The organism is Streptomyces sp. NBC_00286, from assembly GCF_036173125.1.
Classification (GTDB): domain Bacteria; phylum Actinomycetota; class Actinomycetes; order Streptomycetales; family Streptomycetaceae; genus Streptomyces.
On sequence record NZ_CP108054.1, the window covers coordinates 2357850 to 2381826 of the forward strand.

Here is a 23977-nt window from a genome sequence, read left to right on the forward strand (position 1 = left end):
TCAGCCGTGCGTGCCGGCAGCGCCTATCCCGCATCTGGAGGAGAGCCATCGTGCCTCGTACCGTCAGGGACGTCGTCTTCGTCGACGGCGTCCGTACCCCGTTCGGCAAGGCGGGCCCGAAGGGCATCTACCACGAGACCCGCGCCGACGACCTCGTCGTGAAGGCGATCCGGGAGCTGCTGCGCCGCAACCCCGGTCTCGACCCGAAGAAGGTCGACGAGGTCGCCATCGCCGCCACCACGCAGATCGGCGACCAGGGCCTGACCATCGGCCGCACGGCCGGCATTCTGGCCGGGCTGCCGCAATCGGTGCCCGGTTACTCGATCGACCGTATGTGTGCCGGTGCGCTGACCGCCGTCACCACGACCGCGGGCTCCATCGCCTTCGGTGCGTACGACGCCGTCATCGCCGGTGGTGTCGAGCACATGGGCCGCCACCCGATGGGCGAGGGCGTGGACCCGAACCCGCGGTTCGTGAGCGAGAAGCTGGTCGACGAGTCGGCCCTGTTCATGGGCATGACCGCGGAGAATCTGCACGACCGCTACCCGCACATCACCAAGCAGCGCGCCGACGAGTACGCCGTGCGCTCGCAGGAGAAGGCGGCGAAGGCCTACGCGAACGGCAAGATCCAGGCCGACCTGGTGCCGATCTCCGTACGCCGTACGAACGAGGAGGCGGGTGAGACGGGCTGGGGCCTGGTCACCGCCGACGAGCCGATGCGTCCGGGGACCACGCTGGAGAACCTGGCGGGCCTCAAGACGCCGTTCCGTGTGCACGGCCGGGTCACCGCCGGTAACGCGGCCGGTCTGAACGACGGCGCCACCGCCTCGATCATCGCGTCCGAGGACTTCGCCCGCGAGAACAATCTGCCGGTCAAGATGCGCCTCGTCTCGTACGCCTTCGCGGGGGTCGAGCCCGAGGTGATGGGCTACGGCCCGATCCCGGCGACCGAGAAGGCCCTCGCCAAGGCGGGCCTGTCGATCGAGGACATCAACCTCTTCGAGATCAACGAGGCCTTCGCCGTCCAGGTCCTGGCCTTCCTGGACCACTACGGCATCGCGGACGACGACGCGCGCGTCAACCAGTACGGCGGCGCCATCGCCTACGGCCACCCGCTGGCCTCCTCCGGCGTCCGTCTGATGACGCAGCTGGCCCGCCAGTTCGAGGAGCAGCCGCACGTCCGCTACGGCCTGACCACCATGTGCGTCGGCTTCGGCATGGGCGCGACGGTCATCTGGGAGAACCCGAACTTCGAGGGGGAGAAGTGAGCACCACAGCTGAGCTTTTGAAGGGCGCGGCCGAGCTGTTCCCCGACGAGGTCGTGACCCAGGCGCACGTACGCCACTTCGACCTGCCCTTCGGCGCCGGGCGCTTCGCGCTCATCACCCTTGACAACGGCCTGGACCACACCAAGCCGACCACCTTCGGACCGCAGTCGCTGGCGAACCTCGACGCCGCCATCGACCAGGTCGAGCGGGAGGCCGCGGCCGACGAGATCGTCGGTGTCGGCATCACGGGCAAGCCGTTCATCTTCGCGGTCGGCGCGGACCTCAAGGGCGTAGAGCTGCTCAAGAAGCACGAGGACGCGCTGGCCATCGGCAAGGGCGGCCACGAGGTCTTCAAGCGCCTGGCCGCGCTGGCGGTGCCGACCTTCGCGTACTACAACGGCGCGGCGATGGGCGGCGGCGTCGAGGTCGGCCTGCACTGCAAGTACCGCACGGTGTCGAAGGCGATCCCGGCGTTCTCGCTGCCCGAGGTGTTCCTCGGCCTGGTCCCCGGCTGGGGCGGCTGCACCCTGCTGCCGAACCTCATCGGCGCCGACAAGGCCGTCTCGGTGATCATCGAGAACTCGCTCAATCAGAACAAGCAGCTCAAGGGCCAGCAGGTCTACGACCTCGGCATCGCGGACGCGATCTTCGAGGGCGCGGACTTCCTGGAGCAGTCGCTGCTGTGGACGGCCTCCGTCCTCAAGGGCGAGATCGTCGTGGACCGCCCGGTGATCGACCGTGGTGAGGCCTGGGACCAGGCGGTCGCCAAGGGCCGCTTCATCGCGGACAGCAAGGTGCACGGGGCGGCCCCGGCCGCGTACCGCGCGCTGGACATCATCGCCGCGGCCAAGAACGGCGACCTCCAGCAGGGTTACGACGCCGAGGACGTGGCCCTCGCCGACCTGATCATGGGTGGCGAACTGCGCGCCGGTATCTACGCGTTCAACCTGGTCCAGAAGCGCGGCAAGCGTCCGGCTGGCGCCCCGGACAAGAACCTGGCGCGTCCGGTCACCAAGGTGGGCGTCGTGGGCGCGGGCCTCATGGCCTCGCAGCTCGCGCTGCTGTTCCTGCGCCGCCTGGAGGTGCCGGTCGTGCTGACCGACATCGACCAGGAGCGCATCGACAAGGGTGTGGGCTACGTCCACGCCGAGATCGACAAGCTGCTCGGCAAGGGACGTATCAACCAGGACAAGGCCAACCGGCTGAAGGCCCTGGTCACCGGTGTCCTGGACAAGGCCGAGGGCTTCTCGGACGCTGACTTCGTCATCGAGGCCGTCTTCGAGGAGATCGGCGTCAAGCAGCAGGTGTTCGCGGAGGTCGAGACGGTCGCTCCGGCGCACGCGATCTTCGCCACGAACACCTCGTCGCTCTCGGTGTCCGAGATGGCGTCGAAGCTCAAGAACCCCGAGCGGGTCGTGGGCTTCCACTTCTTCAACCCGGTCGCCGTCCTGCCGCTCCTGGAGATCGTGCGCGGCGAGCAGACGGACGACGCCTCGCTGGCCACGGCCTTCGCCGTCGCCAAGAAGCTGAAGAAGACGGCGGTTCTGGTCAAGGACGCCCCGGCGTTCGTCGTGAACCGCATCCTCACCCGCTTCATGGGCGAGATCCAGAACGTCATCGACGAGGGCACCCCGGTCGAGGTCGCCGAGAAGGCCGTTGAGCCGCTCGGTCTGCCGATGTCGCCGCTGGTCCTCCTCGAGCTCGTCGGTCCGGCGATCGGCCTGCACGTCTCCGAGACGCTCAACAAGGCGTTCCCGGACCGCTTCACGGTCTCCCCGAACCTCAAGGCGGTCGTCGAAGCGGGCAAGCGCGGCTTCTACGTGTACGACTCCGGGAAGCCGGAGCTGGACCCGGAGGTCGCCGCGCTGCTGAAGCAGGGCGACACGGTCCTGACGGAGGACCAGGTCCGCGCCCGCGTCCTGGACGCGGTGGCCCAGGAGATCGGCATCATGCTCGACGAGGGCGTCGTCGCCGAGGCCCAGGACATCGACCTGTGCCTGATCACGGGCGCCGGCTGGCCCTTCCACCTGGGCGGCATCACGCCGTACCTGGACCGCGAGGGCGTCTCGGAGCGCGTGAACGGCAAGAAGTTCCTCGAGCCTGGTGTGGCGAGCGTTCCCGCTTAGCGCTCGGCTGGAGCGATCGGGAAACTGCGGGCCCGTCTGTGGCTGGTCGCGCAGTTCCCCGCGCCCCTGAAGGGGCGCGCCGATGCCCGGCACACCAACCGGTGTGCCGGGCATCGGTGTTACCCGGCCATCTGCGCTACTCGAGGACGATGGGATGCCACGCCTCCAGCGCCAGCCCCGGTTCGGCCTTCCTACGGGTCATCAGGAGTTCCCCCTTGGCCCCCTTGGCCGGCTGGAGTGTTGCCGCCACGAGGTGGCCCTGGTGGTCTTTGCTCAGCGACACCTGGGTGTCCGGGGGGAGTTGGGGGCCCGACTCCGTCCACCAGGCGCCCGCGGACTCCTGCTCGGTCGGGTAGGCGGCGAAGGCGACTCGGCCGCTTCTGGAGCGTTGGGCGAGGAGGGTGCAGTCGACGTCGTCGAGGGTGAAGCGTATGGCGGAGACGGGTCCGGGGCCTGCGCAAGGGAGGAGCGGGACGGGCTCGGTGCCGGGGCGCCAGGCGCACAGGGTGTCCGACTCGTCCGTGAAGAAGAGGGTCACGTGTTCTTCGGAGGTGGCGAGGGCCCGCAATGTGCCGGGGCGGGCCGCCGCCTTCAGGGGCTCGCCGTCGAGCGCGGGTATGTGGCCGGAGCCTGCCTGTGTCCAGCGCAGGATTCCTTCCGGCGAGGTCGCGTACAGCTCGACGCGGCCCGACAACCTTGTCACGGCGGCCAGTTCGCCCTCCACCTCACGACCCTTCAGGTCGCGCCAGGGGCCCCAGCCGCCGCGCTCCTTCTGGCCGCGCATGCTCACGCCACCACCGGCGTTGGGCACGAACACATGGGCGCGGCCCTCCACATCGACCGCGACGGACGGAACGCCGGTCTGCGCCCCCGCCTTGTTGGGGTGCCCGAGCCGGTTCCAGTCGAGCGCGGCGAGATGCGGGCGGAAGTGCGTGGTGTGGACGAGCCCCGCCTCCTGCGGGCCGGTGGGACGCCAGGCCACCAAGTGGGCGTAACCGTCGGTTCCCTGACCCACGGCGAGCACGGGATGCAAACGCTGGTCGCCGCCCACCGTACGGGGCGCGATCCACGAACCGCCCGGGGTTCGCTGGGCCCAGCACCACACCGCCTCGTCCCGCGGAGCGTATGCGCTGAGCCGGCCGTCCCGGCCGCGTATGAGCCAGGAACCGTTCACTGTACGGACCATCGACACTCCCCCACTCTAGTCGGGCCGACCAGGGCGGTCCCGTGCGACCCTGGCCTCATGAGCGCCCCTGTTCTCATGATCGTCGACGCCGCGAATGTGGTTGGCTCGGTTCCGGACGGCTGGTGGCGGGATCGCCGCGGGGCGGCCGAGCGGCTACGGGACTCGCTGGTGCTGTACGCCGATGAGGGACTGCCCGCGTTCCCGGGTCCCCTGGAGGTGGTGCTCGTGGTCGAGGGTGCCGCCCGCGGTGTGTCGTCCGTTGCGGGCGTACGGGTCGACTCGGCGCCCGGCAGCGGCGACGACCGCATCGTGGAGCTGGCCGCCGAGGCCGCGGGGCGCCGCTGTCTGGTGGTCACGGCCGACCGCGAACTGCGAGACAGGGTGGGCGCGTTGGGGGCGGAGGTCACAGGCCCGCGAACAGTCCGCCCCTGACCCGCCGTTCGCCGCCGGCACGTCTACTGCAGGCGCGCGTCTACGGGGTCCCGCCGTTCGGCGGCGGCTTGAGGACGTCGTCGACCGTGGTCTCCCTGTGCTTGCCGAGGAGGCTGTGCGTGCGGCCGTACGCGAAGTAGACGAGGAAACCGGCCGCCATCCAGATGCCGAACCGCACCCACGTCTCGGCGGGCAGGTTCAGCATCAGCCACAGCGAGGCACACACCGACAGGATCGGGATGAGCGGCACCCAGGGAGTGCGGAAGGCCCGGTGCAGGTCGGGGCGCGTCTTGCGGAGGATGAGAACGCCGATCGCGACGACCACGAAGGCGAACAGGGTGCCGATGTTGACCAGTGCGGCGAGTTCGTTCAGCGGGGTGAAGCCCGCGAGGACCGCGATGACCACGCCGAGCAGGATGGTCGGCCGGTGCGGGGTCTTGAAGCGGGGGTGGACGCGCGAGAAGAAGCGCGGCAGCAGTCCGTCGCGGCTCATCGCGAAGAAGACCCGGGTCTGGCCCAGGAGCAGGATCATGCAGACGGTCGTCAGGCCGACCGCGGCACCGAAGCTGATGAAGCCCGCGTACCAGGGGTGTCCGGTGGCCTTGAAGGCGTCGGCGAGCGGGGCGTCGACGGAGAGTTCGCTGTAGTGCTGCATGCCGGTCACGACGATCGACACGGCGACATACAGGGCCGTACAGATGAAGAGGGAGCCGAGGATGCCGCGTGGCATGTCGCGCTGCGGGTTCTTGGTCTCCTCGGCGGCCGTGGCGACGACGTCGAAGCCGATGAAGGCGAAGAAGACGACGGAGGCGGCGGTGAAGATGCCCATCACGCCGAAGTTGGACGGGGCCCATCCGAAGATCAGCTGGATCAGCGGGGCTTCGAGGCTCTCACCCGGCGGCACGTCCTGCGCCTTCGGGATGAACGGGTCGTAGTTGTCACCCTTGATGAAGAAGGCGCCCGCGATGATCACGACGAGGACGACCGTCACCTTGATGGCGACGACAAGGGAGGTGATCCGCGCGGACAGCTTCATGCCGAGGACGAGGATGGCGGTGAGCACCAGGACCAGGGCCGCGGCGAGGATGTCGAAGCCGAAGCCGTCGGCGGCCTCTCTGCTGCCCAGGGCCGCGGGCATCTGCCAGCCCGCGTTGTCCATGAGCGACTGGATGTAGCCGGACCAGCCGACGGCGACCACCGCCGTGCCCAGCGCGAACTCCAGGACCAGGTCCCAGCCGATGACCCAGGCGGGCAGTTCACCGAGGGAGGCGTACGAGAAGGTGTAGGCGGAGCCCGCCACCGGGACGGTGGAGGCGAACTCGGCGTAACAGAGCGCGGCGAGCGCGCAGACGACGCCGGCCGCGGCGAAGGCGAGGGCGACGGAGGGGCCTGCGTTGTTCTTGGCCACCGTGCCGGTGAGGACGAAGATGCCGGTGCCGATGATGACGCCGACGCCGAAGACGGTCAGATCCAGGGCCGACAGGGATTTCTTGAGCGCGTGCTCCGGCTCCTCGGTATCGAGGATGGATTGCTCGACCTTCTTGGTCCTGAAGAGGGGGCTGGTCACGGGTTTACCTCCCACGCTTGTCGATCTCGACATGATCGAGAGGGGGCGTGGAGCGTATGCCCGGGCGCAGGCGGTTTCACGCGAATGGGCCGGTCTCCCCACCGTGAAGGATGGGTGAAACCGGCCCATTCAGAGCCGTCGTCCGGCCCCTGCAAAGCCGTCCTGTGGCCGTCAGTCGCGGGCCGGTTCCGCCGAGTCGATGCGGGTCGTCGGGCGCTCGCTTGGCCCGTCGAGCTTGGCGACCAGGCCTGTGACCTGGCGGGCGACGTCCGGGGCGGTCAGGCCGATCTCCGTCAGGACCTCCTTGCGGGAGGCGTGGTCGAGGAACCGCGGCGGGATGCCGAAGTCGCGCAGCGGGAGGTCGACGCCCGCGTCGCGCAGGGCCTGCGCGATCGTCGAACCGACGCCGCCCACGCGGGAGTTGTCCTCGACGGTGACGACCACGCGGTGCTGCTCGGCGAGCGGGGCCATGGCCTCGTCGACGGGCTTGACCCAGCGCGGGTCGACGACGGTCGTGGAGATGCCCTGCTTGTCGAGCAGGTCGGCAATCTCCAGGCACATGGGCGCGAGTGCGCCGACGGAGACGAGCAGGACGTCCGGGGCGTCGGTGCCGGGCGCGCGCAGTACGTCCATGCCGCCGATACGGCCCACGGCGGGTACGGCGGGACCGACCGCGCCCTTGGAGAAGCGGACCACGGTCGGCGCGTCGTCCACGTCGACGGCCTCGCGGAGCTGGGCGCGGACCTGGTCGGCGTCGCGGGGCGCGGCGAGCCGGAGGCCGGGCACGACCTGAAGGATCGACATGTCCCACATGCCGTTGTGGGAGGCGCCGTCTGTACCGGTGATGCCCGCCCGGTCGAGGACGAAGGTGACTCCGCACTTGTGCAGGGCCACGTCCATCAGGACCTGGTCGAAGGCGCGGTTGAGGAACGTCGCGTACACGGCGAAGACGGGGTGCAGGCCACCGGTCGCCAGGCCCGCGGCGGAGACGGCGCCGTGCTGCTCGGCGATGCCGACGTCGTAGATGCGGTCCGGGAAGGTGTCCGCGAAGTTCTTCAGGCCGACCGGCTGCAGCATCGCCGCGGTGATCGCGACGATGTCCTCGCGCTCCCTGCCGAGCTTGACCATCTCCTCGCCGAAGACCGAGGTCCAGTCGGCGCCCGAGGCCTTGATCGGCAGGCCCGTGTCGGGGTGGATGGGGCCGATGCCGTGGAAGCGGTCGGCCTCGTCCTGGAGGGCGGGCTGGTAGCCGCGGCCCTTCTCGGTGAGGCAGTGCACGATGACCGGGCCGCCGAAGCGCTTGGCGCGGGCCAGCGCGGACTCCAGGGCCTCGATGTCATGGCCGTCGATGGGGCCGACGTACTTCAGGCCGAGGTCCTCGAACATGCCCTGCGGGGCGATGAAGTCCTTGAGGCCCTTCTTGGCGCCGTGCAGCGTGTCGAAGAGGGGCTTGCCGACGACCGGGGTGCGCTCCAGCAGATCCTTCCCCCGGGCCAGGAAGCGCTCGTAACCGTCCGTCGTGCGCAGGGTGGCCAGGTGGTTGGCGAGGCCGCCGATGGTGGGGGCGTACGAGCGCTCGTTGTCGTTGACGACGATGACCAGGGGGCGGTCCTTGGCGTCGGCGATGTTGTTGAGCGCTTCCCAGGCCATGCCGCCGGTGAGGGCGCCGTCGCCGATGACCGCGACGACGTGATCGTCCTTGTTCAGGACCTGGTTCGCCTTCGCGAGGCCGTCGGCCCAGCCTAGGACCGTGGAGGCGTGCGAGTTCTCGATGATGTCGTGCTCGGACTCGGCCTGCGAGGGGTAGCCGGACAAGCCACCCTTCATCTTCAGCTTGGAGAAGTCCTGACGACCCGTGAGCAGCTTGTGGACGTAGGACTGGTGGCCCGTGTCCCACAGCACCTTGTCCTTCGGCGAGTCGAAGACACGGTGCAGCGCGATGGTGAGCTCGACGACGCCGAGGTTGGGGCCGAGGTGGCCGCCGGTCTTGGAGACCGCGTCGACGAGGAAGGTCCGGATCTCCTCGGCCAGCTGGTCCAGCTGCTCCAGGCTGAGCCGGTCCAGATCGCGCGGTCCCGTGATACGGGTCAGCAGCGGCACCCGTGCCTCCTTGCTGTAGAGCTGTTCTGGCTTTTGCCGGGCTCGTCGAGTGTAATGTTCCGCCTTTCATGACAGTGCCCGGCACCGCCAATGGTGCCGGGCACTGTCATAAGAGGAGCGAGCCACCGCGCCCCTGCAGAGGCGCGGGGAACTGCGCGACGAGCCACATACAACCCGCAGCCGCCAATCTACGATCCGCCCCGAGCTATTGGGCGAACCCTGCTCCTAGCGGAGCGCTACGCGCGGCCCGCCGTTCGCTGCGTCTTGCGCGTGATGGAGTCGATCACGACCGTGGCCAGCAGGACGCTGCCCGTGATCATGTACTGGATCGGTGTGGCGATGCCCTCGAGTGCGAGCCCGTACTGGATCGAGGTGATCACCATGACGCCGAGCAGCGCGTTCCAGGTACGGCCGCGACCGCCGAAGAGGCTGGTGCCGCCGATGACGGCCGCCGCGATGACGTTCATCAGCAGGTCACCGGCGCCGGCGCTCTGGTTGGCCGCGGCGATCTTCGAGGCCCAGAACAGACCGCCCACCGCCGCGAAGAAACCGGCGATGGCGAACACGGAGATCCGTACCGCCGTGACGTTGATACCCGCACGCCGGGACGCCTCGACGCTGCCGCCGAGCGCGAAGATCTTGCGCCCGTAGCCCGTGCGGCGCAGCACGAAGTCGGTGGTCACCAGGACCACGAGGAACAGCAGCAGCGCCAGCGGCAGTCCCTTGTACTGGTTGAACATGACCGCCGCGGCGAACGCGACGACCGCCAGCAGGCCCGTACGCAGCAGGATGTCGACGAGCGGCCGGGACGGGACGCCCGCGGCCTCGCGACGGCGGCTGTCGAGGAACGACGAGACGAAGAAGACGGCGACCGCGATCGTGGCGAGCCCGTAGGCGGCCGCGATGTCGGAGAAGTAGTACGTCGTCAGCTTGCCGATCACACCGTCGCCGTCGAGGTTGATCGTGCCGTTCTCGCCCAGGAGCTGGAGCATGAAGCCGAGCCAGAACAGCAGGCCGGCCAGGGTGACCGCGAACGCGGGCGCACCGATCCTCGCGAAGAAGAAGCCGTGGAGCGCGCCCGCGATCGCGCCGCCGCCGAGGGCCATGAGCACGGCCAGCCACTCGTTCATGCCGTGCGTGACGCTCAGTACGGCCGCGATGGCACCCGCGACACCGCTGACGGAGCCGACCGAGAGGTCGATCTCGCCGAGCAGCAGCACGAAGATGATGCCGACGGACATCATGCCGGTGGCGACCATCGCGACGGCGATGTTGTTGAGGTTCTCGGCGGACAGGAAGTTCGAGTTCAGTGTCTGGAAGATGATCGCGATGGCGATCAGGCCGATGACGACCGGGAGCGAGCCCAGGTCACCACCGCGGATCTTGCGCTTGAACTCGATGACGTAGCCGGCGAAGCCGCGTTCACGCACCAGCAGCCGCGGGTCGACGGCGACATCCGCGCCGGCGGCCGCCTCCGGGTTCTCGACCACTGCGCCGGTGGTCTTCGGGGCGGTGTCCTGTGTCTTGTCGATACTCACTTCTGCACCCCTCCGTTGCCCCGCGCCGCGCGACGGGTCACGGCGTTGTCCGTGGCGCCCGTGATGGCGGAGATGATCTCCTCCTGCGAGGTCGACTTGACCTCGAACACGCCGTTGTTGCGGCCGAGGCGCAGTACGGCGACCTTGTCGGCGACGGCCTTCACATCGGCCATGTTGTGGCTGATGAGCAGCACCGCGTGGCCGCGCTCACGCAACCGCTCCACCAGGTCGAGGACCTGCGCGGTCTGCTCGACGCCGAGGGCGGCGGTGGGCTCGTCGAGGATGACCAGCTTGGGCTCGCCGAGCATGGAACGGGCGATGGCCACGGTCTGCCGCTGGCCACCGGAGAGCGAGGCGATCGGGATGCGGACACTGGGGATGCGGATCGACAGTGTCTGCAGCAGTTCGCGGGAGCGGCGCTCCATCTCGACCTCGTCGAGCACGCCGCGCCTCTTGAGCTCACGGCCCAGATAGAGGTTGCCCACGACGTCGATGTTGTCGCACAGCGAGAGGTCCTGGTAGACGGTCGCGATGCCCAGGTTCTGGGCGTCGTGCGGCTTGTTGATCTGGACGGACCTGCCGTCCCACTCGATGACGCCCTCATCGATGGGGTGCACGCCGGCGATCGTCTTGACCAGCGTGGATTTTCCGGCGCCGTTGTCGCCGACCAGGGCGACCACCTCACCGGCGTGGACCTCGAGCTCTACGTCGGTGAGCGCCTGCACGGCACCGAACCGCTTGGAGACCCCGCGCAACGCCAGCACAGGCGTAGCGGACACGTAAACCATCTCCTTAGCCGCCTGACCCGGCGGAGAGGCAGTACTGAAGTTTTTGGGAGCTGTTCCGTCCGGCGCCCCGCGCGAGCTTGCGGGGCTGTTGGTGGCGGGGCGCCGGAGGAGCTGTGCGGACCTGCTACTTGACGCCGGCCTTGTCGCAGGCGGCCTTGAACTTGGGCGTGCAGATCTCGTCGACCGTGTAGATGCCGTCCTTGATGACCGTGTCGTTGATGTTGTCCTTGGTCAGCGAGATGACCGGGACGAGGACCGACGGGACGCCCTTGGTGGTCGGGCTGTCGACCTCGGTCTTGGCGATGGAATCGAGCTTCTCGCCCTTGGCGAGGGCGACGGCCATCTCCGCGGCGACGTCCGCCTCCTGCGGGTAGGGCTTGTACACGCTCATGTACTGCTCGCCCGCGACGATGCGCTGCACACCGGCGAGCTCGGCGTCCTGGCCGGTGACCGGCGGCAGCGGGTTGACACCGGCGGCCTTCAGGGCGGTGATGATGCCGCCCGCCATGCCGTCGTTGGCGGAGTAGACGCCGGCGATGTTGTTCTTGCCGATCGAGGAGAGCGCGCCCTCCATGTTGGCGTTGGCGTTCTCCGCCTTCCACTCCTTGGTGTCGTACGACTTGGCGATGTCGACCTTGCCCTCGAGCTGGGAGAGCGCGCCCTTCTTGAAGAAGGCGGCGTTCGGGTCGGTGATCGCGCCGTTCATCATGACGATCTTGGTGGAGGGTGTGGCCTTGTCACCCAGGGCCTCCAGGAGCGCCTTGCCCTGGACACGGCCGACCTCTTCGTTGTCGAACGAGACGTAGCCGTCGATCGGGCCCTCGGCAAGACGGTCGTACGCGACGACCGGGATACCGGCTTCCTTGGCCTTCTTCACCGAGTTGGCGATGGCCTTGGAGTCCACAGCGTCCACGATCAGCACGTCCACCTTGTTGGTGACCATCGTGTCGGCCTGCTGGTTCTGGGTGGTGGCGTCCTGCTTGGCGTTGGCGTAGACGACCTCGCCCTTGTTGTTCGTGAGCTCCTTGACCTTCTTCTCGATCAGGGGCTTGTCGAACTTCTCGTAACGCGCGGTCTGGTTCTCCGGAAGGAGCAGACCGACCTTGATCGCGTCGCCCTTGGCGGCGCCGGTCTCTTCCTTGTCACCGCCGGCTTCCTCGGCGCTGCCACAGGCAGCCAGCGAGATGGCCATCGCACCTGCGGCAACGGCAACAGCGGCGCGACGCATACGCGTATTCACTTTCAGATACCTCCCTGACGAGGCCGCGACGATGCGGCCGAGGTGGCTGGCAGTCAACTCGGCCATTAGTGCGACGTCAAGAAGTAAATCCTTAACGAGATGGCAACGGTGCCATCCGTTCTCTAAGTGAAGGCAGGAGCGGCCGCGGGGAGGGTCCCGTCCAAAAGGGTTGAATCCCCCATCTCGCTGAGTGCGAGAGCGAGAGCCCCGAGGACCTCCGCCCGGCCGCCAAGTGCCCCTGGAAGAACGGATAGTTGACGCGCCGCGCTGGGGATCGCGTAACGGCCGACCGACTCCCTTATGGGCCCGAGCACCAGCTCACCGGCTTCGGCGAGATCACCGCCGAGGACGACCCGGCTCGGGTTGAGCAAGTTGCAGAGATTGGCGACTCCACTGCCGATGTGTCGGCCGACGTCGGCGATCACGCGACGGCAGCCAGGGTCGCCGTCCCGCGCCAGCCGTACGACGCCTTCCATCGTCAGATCCGTGCCGTGGCTGGACTGGAGCAGCGGCAGTACGTAGCGCGCGGCCGCGAAGGTCTCCAGACAGCCCCGGTTTCCGCAGCGGCAGACGGGGCCGGACTCATCAAGAGTAATATGACCGATTTCTCCCGCCGTACCACCCGGTCCGCGGTAAATACGTCCGCTGATCACAAGGCCGGCGCCGACACCGCTGGCGACCTTGATGTACGCCAGGTCCCGCACCCCCCGGCCGCTACCCCAGACGAGCTCGCCGAGGGCGCCGAGGTTGGCGTCGTTGTCCACATGCACCGGCACGCCGAGCCGCCCCCGCAGCTCCTCGGCGGGCTTGGTGCCGGTCCAGCCCGGCAGGATGGCGGTCGAGCCGAGGGTGCCGGACTCCACGTCGATCGGTCCCGGCACACCGAGGCCCACACCGGCGATCTTGCTGCGGTCGACGTCGGTGGCCTCGATCAGCCTGCTGATCAGCTGTTCGGCCCGGTCGAGGCCTTGGGCGGCGGAGGCGTCCACGTCGAGGGGTTCGGATTCCTCGGCGAGCACCTGGTGGGCGAGGTTCCCGATCGCGACGCGCAAATGCGTGTGGCCGAAGTCGACTCCTATGACGATGCCGGCGTCGCCGCTCAGGCTGACGCTGCGGGCCCGCCGTCCGCCCGCCGATGTGGGCGTGACCTCGACGGTTCCGCCTTCCTTGAGCTCGCGGACGATGTTGGAGACCGTCGCCGCGGACAGGCCCGTCGTCCTCGCGATCTCCGCCTGCGTGAGTGATCCGGCCAGACGCACCGCGCGTACGACCCGCTCGAGATTGGCTCGGTGCAGCGACGACTGCGACCCCGGAGTCTCCACGACGACCTCCTGCGTACGGGGCCGCCTCGGTGAGACCCCGTCTATGTGCAACTAGTGAACTCTAAGCTGAGCTGTTGGGGCTGCCTCCCGTCAAGAGGTTGAGCAGAGGGGCACATGCCAGGGCCCATACATAAGGGTGGTCCCGGCATCAATCCGGGACCACCCTCGCAAACCGCTCCTACGACCGGTTCGCTACTTCAGTGCGCCCGCCGTCAGACCCGCCACCACCTGGCGCTGGAAGATGATGTACGCGGCGAGGACCGGCAGCATCGCCATGACCAGGCCCGCGAAGAGACCGGACCAGTCGCCCTTGTAGCCCTGGCTCACGGCGAGCTGGACGAGGCCCTGGGTGAGGACCTTCCGGTCGGGCTCGGTGTTGAGAACCGTCGGCAGCATGTACTGGTTCCACTGCCCCAGGAAGTTGAAGATGCTGATGCTGATCAGTCCGGGCTTGGCCATCGGCAGCATCACCTGGAAGAACGTCCGGGTGTGCGAGGCACCGTCCACGAAGGCCGCCTCGGCCACCGAGGTCGGCAGCGTACGGAAGAACGACGTCATGAAGAACACCGTGAACGGCAGCGAGTACGCGATGTAGACCAGGATCAGCCCGGGCAGTGTGTTCAGCAGCGAAAGGTTCTGCATGACGTAGAACAGCGGAACCAGCGCCAGGATGATCGGGAAGCTCATTCCTCCGATGAAGAGGAAGTAGATGAAGCGGTTCCCGGGGAATTCGAAACGCGCGAGGACGTACGCCGCCATCGAACCCAGCAGCATCGTGCCGAAGAGCGAGAACCCCACCACGATCAACGTGTTGAGGAAGTAGTCGCTCATGTGCGCCTCGGTCCACGCCCGCGACCAGTTCTCGAAGTGCAGCGAATCCGGCAGCGCCCACGGCGAACTGAAGATGTCCCGGTCCGTCTTGAACGAGGTCATCACCGCCCACAGCAGCGGCATCACGACCATGAACGCCCAGAGGATGAGCATGCCGTGCGAGAAGAAATTGAGGGTCCTGCCCTCGGACGGCTTCTCCAGCGGACCGGGCGCGGCCTTCGTCTTGGCGACGGGCGGCGGTTCGTCCGAAGTGGCGTCGGCGGGAGGGGTGTCGGTCGTCTTCATAGTCAGTACTCCAACCGCTCGCGCCGGCCCAGCCGCATCACGACCGCCACGAACAGCAGCGTCACGATGAGCAGGGCAACACCGATCGTCGTCGCATAGGCGGCCTGGCCGTCACGGAACGCCTTTTGATAGACGTACAGCGGCAGAACCGTCGTCGAATAGTCGGGGCCACCCCCGTTCGGCCCCACGGTCATGATCTGCACCACCGCGAAGGACTCGGCGCCCAGCGCCAGAATGCCCATATACGCCCAGCCGGACTGCACGGTGTCCCAGAGCAACGGCAGGGTGATCCGGAAGAACGTGGTGATGCGGTTCGCGCCGTCCAGCAGGGCCGCCTCGTAATAGTCCCTGGGAATGGACGCCATTCCGGCGGAGAAGAGCACCACGAAGAATCCGACGGTGCACCAGACGAGGACCGCGAAGACGCACCACAGCGCGAGATCCGGATCGCCCAGCCAGTTGGGCTGGACATTGTCCAGACCGACCGCCTTGAGCGCGGAGTTGATCGCACCGCTGTTGGGGTTGTACGCGAACTGGAACAACAGCGCCACGATCGCGATCGACAGCACCTGCGGGAAGAAGTAGACGACCTTGTAGAAGGCCGAGCCGCGTACGCCTGCGATCGCGGCGTTCTTCCTGCGCCGTCCGCCCACATTCAGCATGAAGGCGAAGAACAGCGCCAGTGTCAGCGTCACCAGCGGCAGCAGCACCACGAACATCACGCTGTGCTGGAACGACTTCCAGAAGACGTCGTCTTCCAGCATCCTCGTGAAGTTGGCGAAGCCCACCATCTTGAACTCGGGGCTCAGTCCGCTCCAGTCCGTGAACGAATAGTAGATGGACTGGATGAAGGGCCAGATGACGAAAAGGACGTAAATCGCCAGAGGGGCCGACAAGAACCCCACGATGAAACGGTATTTACCGTGCTGCATTCCTACCGACCCGATCTTCCCGCGGGCGCTGCCGCCGACGCCACGACCATCGAGAGCGGGGGACCCCGGTCACGCCCGGAGTCCCCCGCCGCGCTCACTGGTGCTTGTAGTGCTGGATGGAGTCGTCCTTGGCCGCCTCGTCGGCGTACGCCTGGATCTTCTTGATCGCCTCGGCCGGGGTGAGCCGCCCGGCCATCATCTCGCCGAGACCACCGACGCCGATCTTCTCCTTCTGCAGCGCCACATACCAGTCCTGGAGGCGCGGGTTGACCACGTTCTCGCCGGCCTTCTCCAGGGCCGCGACACCGGACTTCAGGCCCGGGGTCAGCTCGATACCGTCGGTGCCGCCGTTGAACGCGGACAGCGACTTGACGGACGTGGTGAAGTTCTTCGACGACTCCTCGCTGAGCATGATGCGCAGTTGCTCCATACCGCCATCGGGGTTCTTGGCCTTGGCGGGGACGATGAAGGGCTCGCCGCCCGACGCCCAGATGGTGCCGAAGGGCATCTTGTCCGAGCTGTCGATTCCGCTGGGCGCGGACACCGCGAGGTCGAAGTCCTTCGGCATGGTCTTCGCCGCCTCGTTCTCCACCCACGAGCCGTTCGGGATGAACAGCGCCTTGCCCTCGGTCCAGGCGGTCTGCGACTGGATGTGGTCCAGACCCGGCGTGCCCTCGAGGATGTAGCCCTTCTTGTAGAGCTCGTAGTAGGCCTCGAAGCAGGTCTTGACCGCGGGGTGCTTCCAGGCGTTCGGCTCGAGGTTGTCGATGGCGTCGAGCGTCTCCGGGCCGCCGACCTTGGCGATCATCGGGTAGAGCGAGAAGGGGATGTAGTACGGGTGCTTGCCCGCATACGTCCAGCCCGCGATGCCCTTCTTCTTCGCCTTCTCGCAGACCGCGAGCATCTCGTCCCAGGTCTCCGGGTACGTGGCGTCCAGCGAGTCCAGGGCCTTCTGCGAGTACCACACGCCGTACACCGTGTACGCGTAGTACATGATCCACACTGGGTCGCCGTCGAACTGGCCCATCTCGACGATGCCGGGGCGCAGAGTGTCCCGGACCTTCTTGCTCGGGTCGTCGATGGACGGCGCGTCCAGCAGCGGGGTCAGGTCGGCGAGCTGCTTCTTGCCGACGAGGACGCCCATGTCCATCTGCTCGGCACCGGAGTTGTCGATCAAGTCCGGCGGAGTGCCCTGGTTGAAGCGCGGCTGGAGAACCGACTGGATCTTCTGCGTGGCAGAGAACTTCACCTTCGCTTTGGGGAACTTCTCCTCGTAGACCGCCTTGGCGTCCTCGGCGTACTTCGTGCCGAAACCGCCGTCGAAGATGACGATCTCCAGCGGCGCGCTCTCGTTGACGGCGAGTGGGTTCTCCTTGGTCTTCTGGCCCTTCTCGACCTTGTCCTCGCCGCCGCCGTCACCGCTGGCGCACGCGGACAGGAAGCTCATCGTGGGCACGGCGATGAGGCCGAGCGCTGCGGACCGCTTGATCAGATCGCGGCGGCCGACACCTTCACGGCCGCTGTGGGCGGAAGTGGATCCCATGCTCAAGTCCTCGCCTTCTCCAGGACTCAGGCGGTGAACCGGATCCTCCCGGGCACCGCGATGATGTGCTCTGTTTTCCCGGCGACACATGGCCGAAAGCGGCTGCGTCACGGGCCGGACCCCCGGCCCTGAGGCCGGGTAGGACGACGTACTCGGTGCGCCCCTGCGAGGGGTGTCGATGGAACTCGGGTCATGCTGGGACGCCCACGGACGAACGAGCCCTCCTGCGGACGCTGACAGGTATAGTCCACTTCCCGACGCGGGGGCAAGATCGAATGCAGCTTAGGTCGGCACTCTTTCCCTAGTTGAGATCTCGCGGATATATGACACGCCATTGAATTTCCCGCGCGTCCGCCGAACCTCTCCTGACCTCGGCCAATTGAGCGATGCCGGCACCTTGCGGCTCTTCACATCGCATACGCCCCTTCCAACACCCTTGACACCACTGGCCACTTGACGCCCTACTGGACCCCGCACAGCGGATTGACAACGTTGTCCACTTCGCGAGGGATTCTGGTAGATGCGGCACAGATCTCGGCACAGATGGGGTTCCACGGCACTTCTCGGAACGACGGCATTAGCACTGGTGGTGGCCTCGCAGGGCGCCGCCGTCGCCCGCCCGGTCCAAGCGGCGGCAGCAGACCGGGAGTTCACCTCTTCCTTCGAGGCGGACGATCCGGCCCCCGACTGGCTCAATACGGTCGATACGACACCTGACGGGACGAAACGCTCCTCGGGCGTGGACGGCGGCTTCAGCACCGGCATCCCCGGCAATGTCACCGAGCACGTCACCGACGTCCGCGCGAGCGCCGAGAACACCGGCGGCGGCGAGGTGAAGGAGAACCTCGTCGACGTCGAACCGAGCACCAAGTGGCTGACCTTCGCGCCCACCGGCTGGGCCGAGTTCGACCTGGACGCCCCGGTCAAGCTGGCCACCTACGCGCTGACCTCGGCCAACGACCACGACGAGCGCGACCCCGTGGACTGGACCCTGAAGGGCTCCACGGACGGCAAGGACTGGAAGACCCTCGACAGCCGCACCGGCGAATCCTTCGGCGAGCGCTTCCAGACGAAGTCGTACAACCTCGCCGAGCCGGCCGAGTACCAGCACTTCCGGCTCGACTTCACCAAGAACAACGGCGCCTCCGACGCCCTGCAACTCGCCGACGTGCAGTTCTCGACCGGCGGCGACGAGGAGCCCGTACCCAAGGACATGCTCTCCCTCGTGGACCGCGGCCCAAGCGGCTCCCCGACCGCGAAGGCGGGCGCCGGCTTCACCGGCAAGCGAGCCCTGCGCTACGCGGGCACCCACAAGGCGGACGGCCGCGCCTACTCGTACAACAAGGTCTTCGACGTCAACGTCCGCGTCGGGCGGAACACCGAGCTGGCGTACCGGATCTTCCCGTCGATGGCGGACGGCGACCGCGACTACGCCGCCACCAACGCGTCCGTGGACCTGGCCTTCACCGACGGCACCTACCTGAGTGGCCTGCGCGCCACCGACCAGCACGGATTCGCGCTGACCCCGCAGGGGCAGGGCGCCGCCAAGGTCCTGTACGTCAACCAGTGGAACAACGTCGCCTCACGGATCGGGTCGGTCGCGGCCGGCAAGACGGTGGACCGGATCCTGGTCGCGTACGACTCCCCCAAGGGCCCCGCGAAGTTCCGCGGCTGGCTGGACGACGTGGCGCTGCGGTCCGTAGCTCCCGAGAAGCCCAAGGCGCATCTGTCCGACTACGCGCTGACGACCCGCGGCACCAACTCCAGCAGCGCCTTCTCGCGCGGCAACAACTTCCCCGCCACGGCCGTGCCGCATGGCTTCAACTTCTGGACGCCGGTCACCAACGCGGGCTCGCTCAGCTGGCTGTACGACTACGCACGTGCGAACAACGCGGACAACCTGCCGACCATCCAGGCGTTCAGCGCCAGCCACGAACCCAGCCCCTGGATGGGCGACCGGCAGACCTTCCAGGTGATGCCGTCGGCCGCCTCCGGCACCCCGGACACGGGACGTGAGGCCCGGGAGCTCGCCTTCCGGCACGGGAACGAGACGGCACGCCCGTACTACTACGGAGTCCGCTTCGAGAACGGCCTCAAGGCCGAAATGGCGCCCACGGATCACGCGGCGGCCCTCCGCTTCACCTACCCCGGTGACGACGCGAGCGTGCTCTTCGACAACGTCACCGACCAGGCGGGCCTGACCCTGGACAAGGAGAACGGGACCGTCACCGGCTACTCGGACGTGAAGTCCGGACTGTCGACGGGCGCGACACGGCTCTTCGTGTACGGAACCTTCGACGCACCCGTGACCGACGGAGACGCGTCCGGAGTCAAGGGCCATCTGCGCTTCGACGCGGGCCCCGACCGCACCGTGACTCTCCGCCTGGCGACCTCGCTCATCAGCGTCGACCAGGCCAAGGACAACCTCCGCCAGGAGATCCCCGACGGCACGTCCTTCGACACGGTCAAGTCGCGCGCCCAGAAACAGTGGGACCGGATCCTCGGCAAGGTGGAGGTGGAAGGCGCGACGCCGGACCAGCTGACGACGCTGTACTCCAGCCTCTACCGGCTGTACCTGTATCCCAACTCCGGCTTCGAGAAGGTGGGGTCGAAGTACCAGTACGCCTCCCCCTTCTCGCCGATGCCCGGCCCGGACACCCCGACGCACACCGGGGCGAAGATCGTCGACGGCAAGGTGTACGTCAACAATGGCTTCTGGGACACGTATCGGACGACCTGGCCGGCGTACTCGCTGCTGACGCCAGGTCAGGCGGGCGAGATGGTCGACGGTTTCGTGCAGCACTACAAGGACGGCGGCTGGACCTCGCGCTGGTCCTCGCCCGGGTACGCGGATCTGATGACCGGCACGTCCTCGGATGTGGCGTTCGCCGACGCGTACGTCAAGGGCGTCGACTTCGACGCCAAGTCGGCGTACGAGGCGGCCCTGAAGAACGCGACCGTGGTCCCGCCCTCGTCCGGAGTCGGCCGCAAGGGGATGGGCACCTCGCCGTTCCTCGGCTACACGAGCACCGACACCAAAGAGGGCCTGTCGTGGGCGCTCGAGGGCTACCTCAACGACTACGGCATCGCGAAGATGGGCCAGGCCCTCTACAAGAAGACGGGCGAGAAGCGCTACAGAGAGGAGTCGGAGTACTTCCTCGACCGGGCCCAGGACTACGTCAACCTCTTCGATGACAAGGCCGGTTTCTTCCAGGGCCGTAACGAGAAGGGCGACTGGCGGGTCGAGTCCGCCAAGTACGACCCGCGCGTGTGGGGTTACGACTACACCGAGACGAACGGCTGGGGTTACGCCTTCACCGCACCCCAGGACTCCCGTGGCCTGGCGAACCTGTATGGGGGACGGTCGGGGCTCGCGGAGAAGCTGGACGAGTACTTCGCCACGCCCGAGACGGCATCGCCGGAGTTCGTCGGCTCGTACGGCGGCGTCATCCATGAGATGACCGAGGCACGAGACGTACGGATGGGCATGTACGGCCACTCCAACCAGGTTGCCCACCACGTCAACTACATGTACGACGCGGCCGGCCAGCCCTGGAAGACCCAGAAGAACGTCCGCGAGGTGCTGTCGCGCCTGTACACCGGCAGCGAGATCGGGCAGGGCTACCACGGCGACGAGGACAACGGCGAGCAGTCGGCCTGGTTCCTGTTCTCCGCGCTGGGCTTCTATCCGCTCGTGATGGGCAGCGGCGAATACGCTGTCGGCTCCCCGCTGTTCACCAAGGCGACGGTCCATCTGGACAACGGCAGGGACCTGGTCATCAAGGCGCCCAAGAACAGCGCGAAGAACGTGTACGTACAGGGGTTGAAGGTCAACGGCCGTACGTGGACGTCGACTTCACTCCCCCACTCGCTGATCTCCCGCGGCGGGGTTCTGGAGTTCGACATGGGCCCGAAGCCGTCGTCGTGGGGCACGGGGAAGAACGCGGCGCCGCCGTCGATCACGGATGACGGCAAGGTGCCGTCGCCACGGGCCGATGTCATCGAGGGGGAAGGGTCGTTGTTCGACAACACGTCGGCGACGGCCGGTTCCGCGGCCTCCATCGATCTCCCAATCGCCAAGGGGGCGAAGGCAGTTCAGTACACGCTCACGTCGTCGGATCGGGCGAAGGCTCCGAAGGGCTGGGTCCTCCAGGGCTCCTCCGACGACGGCAGTACGTGGAAGGACCTCGACAAACGCTCCGGCGAGTCCTTCGCCTGGGACAAGCAGACGCGCGCGTTCTCGATCGCCAAGCCGGGAACGTACGAGCGCTATCGGCTGGTCCTCGATGGCGAGGCGACGCTGGCGGAGGTGGAGTTGCTGGCCTGACGAGCGCCGGGACAATCCCCCCACGGGAAGGGCGGGCGCGGAGAGAGTCTCCGCGCCCGCCCCCTGTACTCGGTCAATTGCGAGGGCCGTCGTGGACGTTGTGCTGGCTCAGTTCCACAGCGAACCGGGACGCCGTGACGAAGTCGGCGTCGTCATGGAGAACGACGAGTCCGTGGTGGGCCGCCGTTGCGCAGATCTGGAGGTCGACGGCCGAGAGTGCCCTGTGCGCACCTTGGTCTGCTGCCCGCTCCTGGAAGGCGCTGACCCATTGGCCTGCGCTCTTGGCTACGGAAACATCGTCGTAGAGGTCTGCGAACATGTCGCTGAACGCTCTGTACTCCTTGGAGTCACGTGCGGACCGGAGGAACTCCGCTCGCTGCGGGTAGCAGGAGAGAACGTCTCCGTCCATGACCACCGGTCTCCATGCCTCATGAAGCTCGCGGTCCCGGAGCAGGCGCCACAGCGCCGAGGAATCGAGCAGGTAGCGCATCACGGACGTACAGCCTTCTTGTCCGCGCGGTGAGCCTGCTCGGCTCCCTCGATGTCCCAGTCCTGGGCCATCTCGAAATATCTGTCGTACGCCGCTGCTCGAGCCAGTCGCTTGTTGTACGCCTCCAGTGCCGCTGCCACCGCGGCCGTCTTGGTCCGGTGGCCGCCCAGGCGTTTGGCTGTCTCCAGGGATTCATCGTCGATATCGATGTGGGTGAGCGCCACCGAGACCTCCCGAATGTACATATCGACGCTACGACGGTGCGCATTATTGTACATCGACACAGAGCGTCAACGCCTGAAGGTCATCGCTGGGGGGCGGACCCGGTGGCCGATGGCTGTCACCGACACCGGGCCCGCCCGAGCGGAGGTTCAGCCGACCCGGCAAGGCAGGGTCGCCGTTGCGTCACCCCCCGAGCCCTCGACCGTGTACCCGAACGTCGTGCTCTCCCCCGGATCCAGCGAGCCGTTCCAGTCGACGTTGTGGACCATCACGTTCTGCCCGCTGTACGTCGCATTGCCGCTCCAGAGGCTCTCGACCTTCTGGCCGCTGGGCAGCGTCCAGTCGACCATCCAGCCGAGCATCGAGACGTCGCCGGAGTTGGTGACGGTCACCTCGGACTGGTAGCCGCCGTTCCAGCTGCCCGTCGTCTTGCGGGTGGCCGTGCAGGTGCCCTGCACCGGCTCGGTGGGATTGCCGGGCTCGCGGATGCCCGTGACCTCGCCGTTTCCGCCGTCGAAGACGACGTCGGAGCAGGAGTAGAAGGTCTCCTGGCTGTCGGAGCGCTGCCAGACCATGTAGATGATGTGGCGTCCGTCCTTGCCCTCCGGAAGCTTGCCGGACCAGGAGTAGTTGGCCTCGACCGTGCCCGGGGAGCCGTTGAGCGGCGGGTGGTCGACACTCAGGAACGGCCGTTCCTCCATGTCGTTCCAGGTGAGCGGCTTGGTCGGGTCGAAGCCGTCCTTGGTGATGTAGACGTAGAACCAACCCGGGTGCGCGGCCCATGCGTTGTACGAAAAGTCGACGGTCGCGCCCGAGGTCAGGTGGGTCAACGGCCACTTGTCGCTCGGGGTGTTGAAGCCGGTGAAGTTGGTGTTGCCGCCGCTGCACAGCTCGCCGTCGGGCACGAAACCGCGGGTGCGGCCGGCGCCGTCCGAGCGCAGTACGGAGAACCAGTTGTAGAACGGCGTCGTGCCGCTGACCTGCTGCGCCGCCTTGCAGGCCGGGTTCACGGGCTTGATCTCACCGGTGTCGGTCAGGCCGTCCTGCCAGCACAGGAAGGTTCGGCTGCCGGGTTTCATGGGGGTGCCGTGGGCCTCCGCCTCGCCGCCGGACGCGACCACGAGGCCGAGTGCGGGGGCGGTGACGACGAGGGCGAGCAGCACAAGTAGCCATGCTCTGAAGCGAGTTGATGCCGCTAAGGGCAGTAATCGAGGATTTCGAGGACTCATGACGACGTACGTCCCTTCGCGCTGCGGATGTGGGGTCGCTGCGGTTCTCTGAGGACGTGCGGGTGAGGTGGGAGGGCCCCGGTGGTTCGGGCAGGTTCCGGTCTGCCTTTCCACGAGTCTGATGGGAGCGCTCCCACCTCACTCAGGGGGAAAGTAGCGCCGAGCGGCGCGTTTGTAAACGCCTGGCGCACAAGCTGCCGTACGGCAAAGGGCCGCACACCTGCTACCAGGGATGCGGCCCTCAACTGCCGTACCGAATCCGCCTACTTGCGGATCAGCGAGCGCAGCACGTACTGAGACATGCTTCGATTGCCGTTCTTAACCCTATTCACCGCCGCCGTTTGACCTCACTCTCGGCCAACCACACAAAACGCCTGGTCAGAGGCGTGCCGAGGGATACAAATAGGCACTGACTCTCAGTTGGTGAAGCACCTCAGTTCACATGCTTCGGTCGCGGTACTTGAGATCGCCACCTCCCCTGAAATCCGACGTTGCGATCGACCCGGGGTCCGAGCCGAGGTTCTGCGCTTGGCACCGGCTTCGTCGGTCAT

17 protein-coding genes are annotated in these 23977 nt (G+C 67.3%); 4 read left to right on the plus strand and 13 right to left on the minus strand.

Translation table 11 applies throughout. The annotated features are described in order from the left end of the window. Nucleotides 1–50 precede the first annotated feature (50 nt). Nucleotides 51–1268, plus strand: coding sequence for a thiolase family protein (locus tag OHT21_RS10660; RefSeq protein WP_165339612.1), 1218 nt, complete (start codon nucleotides 51–53; stop codon nucleotides 1266–1268). Next, on the plus strand, nucleotides 1265–3394 hold the full coding sequence (locus tag OHT21_RS10665; protein WP_328768025.1) for a 3-hydroxyacyl-CoA dehydrogenase NAD-binding domain-containing protein: 2130 nt from the start codon (nucleotides 1265–1267) through the stop codon (nucleotides 3392–3394). The genes OHT21_RS10660 and OHT21_RS10665 overlap by 4 nt, the downstream gene beginning before the upstream one ends. 136 nt (nucleotides 3395–3530) lie before the next feature. Here the strand turns inward: OHT21_RS10665 and OHT21_RS10670 are convergent, their stop codons facing one another. After that, nucleotides 3531–4568: a hypothetical protein gene (locus tag OHT21_RS10670; protein WP_328774037.1), complete on the minus strand. Its 1038-nt coding sequence runs from the start codon at nucleotides 4566–4568 to the stop codon at nucleotides 3531–3533. 69 nt (nucleotides 4569–4637) lie between these two features. Here OHT21_RS10670 and OHT21_RS10675 point away from each other — a divergent pair, with 69 nt between their 5' ends. Continuing rightward, nucleotides 4638–5012: an NTP pyrophosphohydrolase gene (locus OHT21_RS10675; RefSeq protein ID WP_328768026.1), complete on the plus strand. Its 375-nt coding sequence runs from the start codon at nucleotides 4638–4640 to the stop codon at nucleotides 5010–5012. A gap of 40 nt (nucleotides 5013–5052) precedes the next feature. Here OHT21_RS10675 and OHT21_RS10680 read toward each other — a convergent pair whose 3' ends face one another. The 9 genes from OHT21_RS10680 to ngcE form a co-directional block, all read right to left on the minus strand. Continuing rightward, complete coding sequence (locus OHT21_RS10680) at nucleotides 5053–6579, minus strand: amino acid permease (RefSeq protein WP_328768027.1); 1527 nt, start codon at nucleotides 6577–6579, stop codon at nucleotides 5053–5055. A gap of 171 nt (nucleotides 6580–6750) precedes the next feature. Then, nucleotides 6751–8679 (minus strand): 1-deoxy-D-xylulose-5-phosphate synthase, encoded by a 1929-nt coding sequence (dxs, locus tag OHT21_RS10685; RefSeq protein ID WP_328768028.1) that lies wholly within the window; start codon nucleotides 8677–8679, stop codon nucleotides 6751–6753. 236 nt (nucleotides 8680–8915) lie between these two features. Then, nucleotides 8916–10217: a sugar ABC transporter permease gene (locus OHT21_RS10690; protein WP_328768029.1), complete on the minus strand. Its 1302-nt coding sequence runs from the start codon at nucleotides 10215–10217 to the stop codon at nucleotides 8916–8918. Further along, nucleotides 10214–11005, minus strand: coding sequence for an ATP-binding cassette domain-containing protein (locus OHT21_RS10695; protein WP_165339604.1), 792 nt, complete (start codon nucleotides 11003–11005; stop codon nucleotides 10214–10216). The genes OHT21_RS10690 and OHT21_RS10695 overlap by 4 nt, the downstream gene beginning before the upstream one ends. 124 nt (nucleotides 11006–11129) lie before the next feature. Then, nucleotides 11130–12233, minus strand: a complete 1104-nt coding sequence (locus tag OHT21_RS10700; protein WP_328774038.1) for a sugar ABC transporter substrate-binding protein — start codon at nucleotides 12231–12233, stop codon at nucleotides 11130–11132. Between the two features lie 134 nt (nucleotides 12234–12367). Next, entirely contained in the window at nucleotides 12368–13567 is a 1200-nt protein-coding gene (locus OHT21_RS10705; protein WP_328768030.1) for an ROK family transcriptional regulator, read from the minus strand. Nucleotides 13568–13759: 192 nt separating this feature from the next. Further along, on the minus strand, nucleotides 13760–14683 hold the full coding sequence (locus OHT21_RS10710) for a carbohydrate ABC transporter permease (RefSeq protein WP_328768032.1): 924 nt from the start codon (nucleotides 14681–14683) through the stop codon (nucleotides 13760–13762). 2 nt (nucleotides 14684–14685) lie between these two features. Then, nucleotides 14686–15615: a carbohydrate ABC transporter permease gene (locus tag OHT21_RS10715; protein ID WP_328768033.1), complete on the minus strand. Its 930-nt coding sequence runs from the start codon at nucleotides 15613–15615 to the stop codon at nucleotides 14686–14688. A gap of 94 nt (nucleotides 15616–15709) precedes the next feature. Then, nucleotides 15710–17158 (minus strand): N-acetylglucosamine/diacetylchitobiose ABC transporter substrate-binding protein, encoded by a 1449-nt coding sequence (gene ngcE / locus OHT21_RS10720; protein ID WP_328768034.1) that lies wholly within the window; start codon nucleotides 17156–17158, stop codon nucleotides 15710–15712. Between the two features lie 520 nt (nucleotides 17159–17678). Here ngcE and OHT21_RS10725 point away from each other — a divergent pair. After that, nucleotides 17679–21485: a GH92 family glycosyl hydrolase gene (locus OHT21_RS10725; protein ID WP_328768035.1), complete on the plus strand. Its 3807-nt coding sequence runs from the start codon at nucleotides 17679–17681 to the stop codon at nucleotides 21483–21485. 73 nt (nucleotides 21486–21558) lie between these two features. On the opposite strand, the gene OHT21_RS10730 is transcribed toward OHT21_RS10725, so the two are convergent. The 3 genes from OHT21_RS10730 to OHT21_RS10740 form a co-directional block, all read right to left on the minus strand. Continuing rightward, nucleotides 21559–21975 (minus strand): PIN domain-containing protein, encoded by a 417-nt coding sequence (locus tag OHT21_RS10730; protein ID WP_328774039.1) that lies wholly within the window; start codon nucleotides 21973–21975, stop codon nucleotides 21559–21561. Then, on the minus strand, nucleotides 21975–22220 hold the full coding sequence (locus OHT21_RS10735) for a type II toxin-antitoxin system VapB family antitoxin (RefSeq protein WP_328768036.1): 246 nt from the start codon (nucleotides 22218–22220) through the stop codon (nucleotides 21975–21977). The genes OHT21_RS10730 and OHT21_RS10735 overlap by 1 nt, the downstream gene beginning before the upstream one ends. Before the next feature lie 126 nt (nucleotides 22221–22346). Beyond that, nucleotides 22347–23426, minus strand: a complete 1080-nt coding sequence (locus OHT21_RS10740) for a lytic polysaccharide monooxygenase auxiliary activity family 9 protein (RefSeq protein ID WP_328768037.1) — start codon at nucleotides 23424–23426, stop codon at nucleotides 22347–22349. Nucleotides 23427–23977 lie beyond the last annotated feature (551 nt).

What these genes read in the sequence shown, in the direction of transcription:
- OHT21_RS10695 (WP_165339604.1), bottom strand. Translation starts at nt 11,005, where the DNA reads ATGGTTTACGTGTCCGCTACGCCTGTGCTGGCGTTGCGCGGGGTCTCC.
- OHT21_RS10725 (WP_328768035.1), top strand. Translation starts at nt 17,679, where the DNA reads ATGCGGCACAGATCTCGGCACAGATGGGGTTCCACGGCACTTCTCGGA.
- ngcE (WP_328768034.1), bottom strand. Translation starts at nt 17,158, where the DNA reads ATGGGATCCACTTCCGCCCACAGCGGCCGTGAAGGTGTCGGCCGCCGC.
- OHT21_RS10675 (WP_328768026.1), top strand. Translation starts at nt 4,638, where the DNA reads ATGAGCGCCCCTGTTCTCATGATCGTCGACGCCGCGAATGTGGTTGGC.
- OHT21_RS10735 (WP_328768036.1), bottom strand. Translation starts at nt 22,220, where the DNA reads ATGTACATTCGGGAGGTCTCGGTGGCGCTCACCCACATCGATATCGAC.
- OHT21_RS10740 (WP_328768037.1), bottom strand. Translation starts at nt 23,426, where the DNA reads ATGAGTCCTCGAAATCCTCGATTACTGCCCTTAGCGGCATCAACTCGC.
- OHT21_RS10700 (WP_328774038.1), bottom strand. Translation starts at nt 12,233, where the DNA reads ATGCGTCGCGCCGCTGTTGCCGTTGCCGCAGGTGCGATGGCCATCTCG.
- OHT21_RS10730 (WP_328774039.1), bottom strand. Translation starts at nt 21,975, where the DNA reads ATGCGCTACCTGCTCGATTCCTCGGCGCTGTGGCGCCTGCTCCGGGAC.
- OHT21_RS10715 (WP_328768033.1), bottom strand. Translation starts at nt 15,615, where the DNA reads ATGCAGCACGGTAAATACCGTTTCATCGTGGGGTTCTTGTCGGCCCCT.
- OHT21_RS10710 (WP_328768032.1), bottom strand. Translation starts at nt 14,683, where the DNA reads ATGAAGACGACCGACACCCCTCCCGCCGACGCCACTTCGGACGAACCG.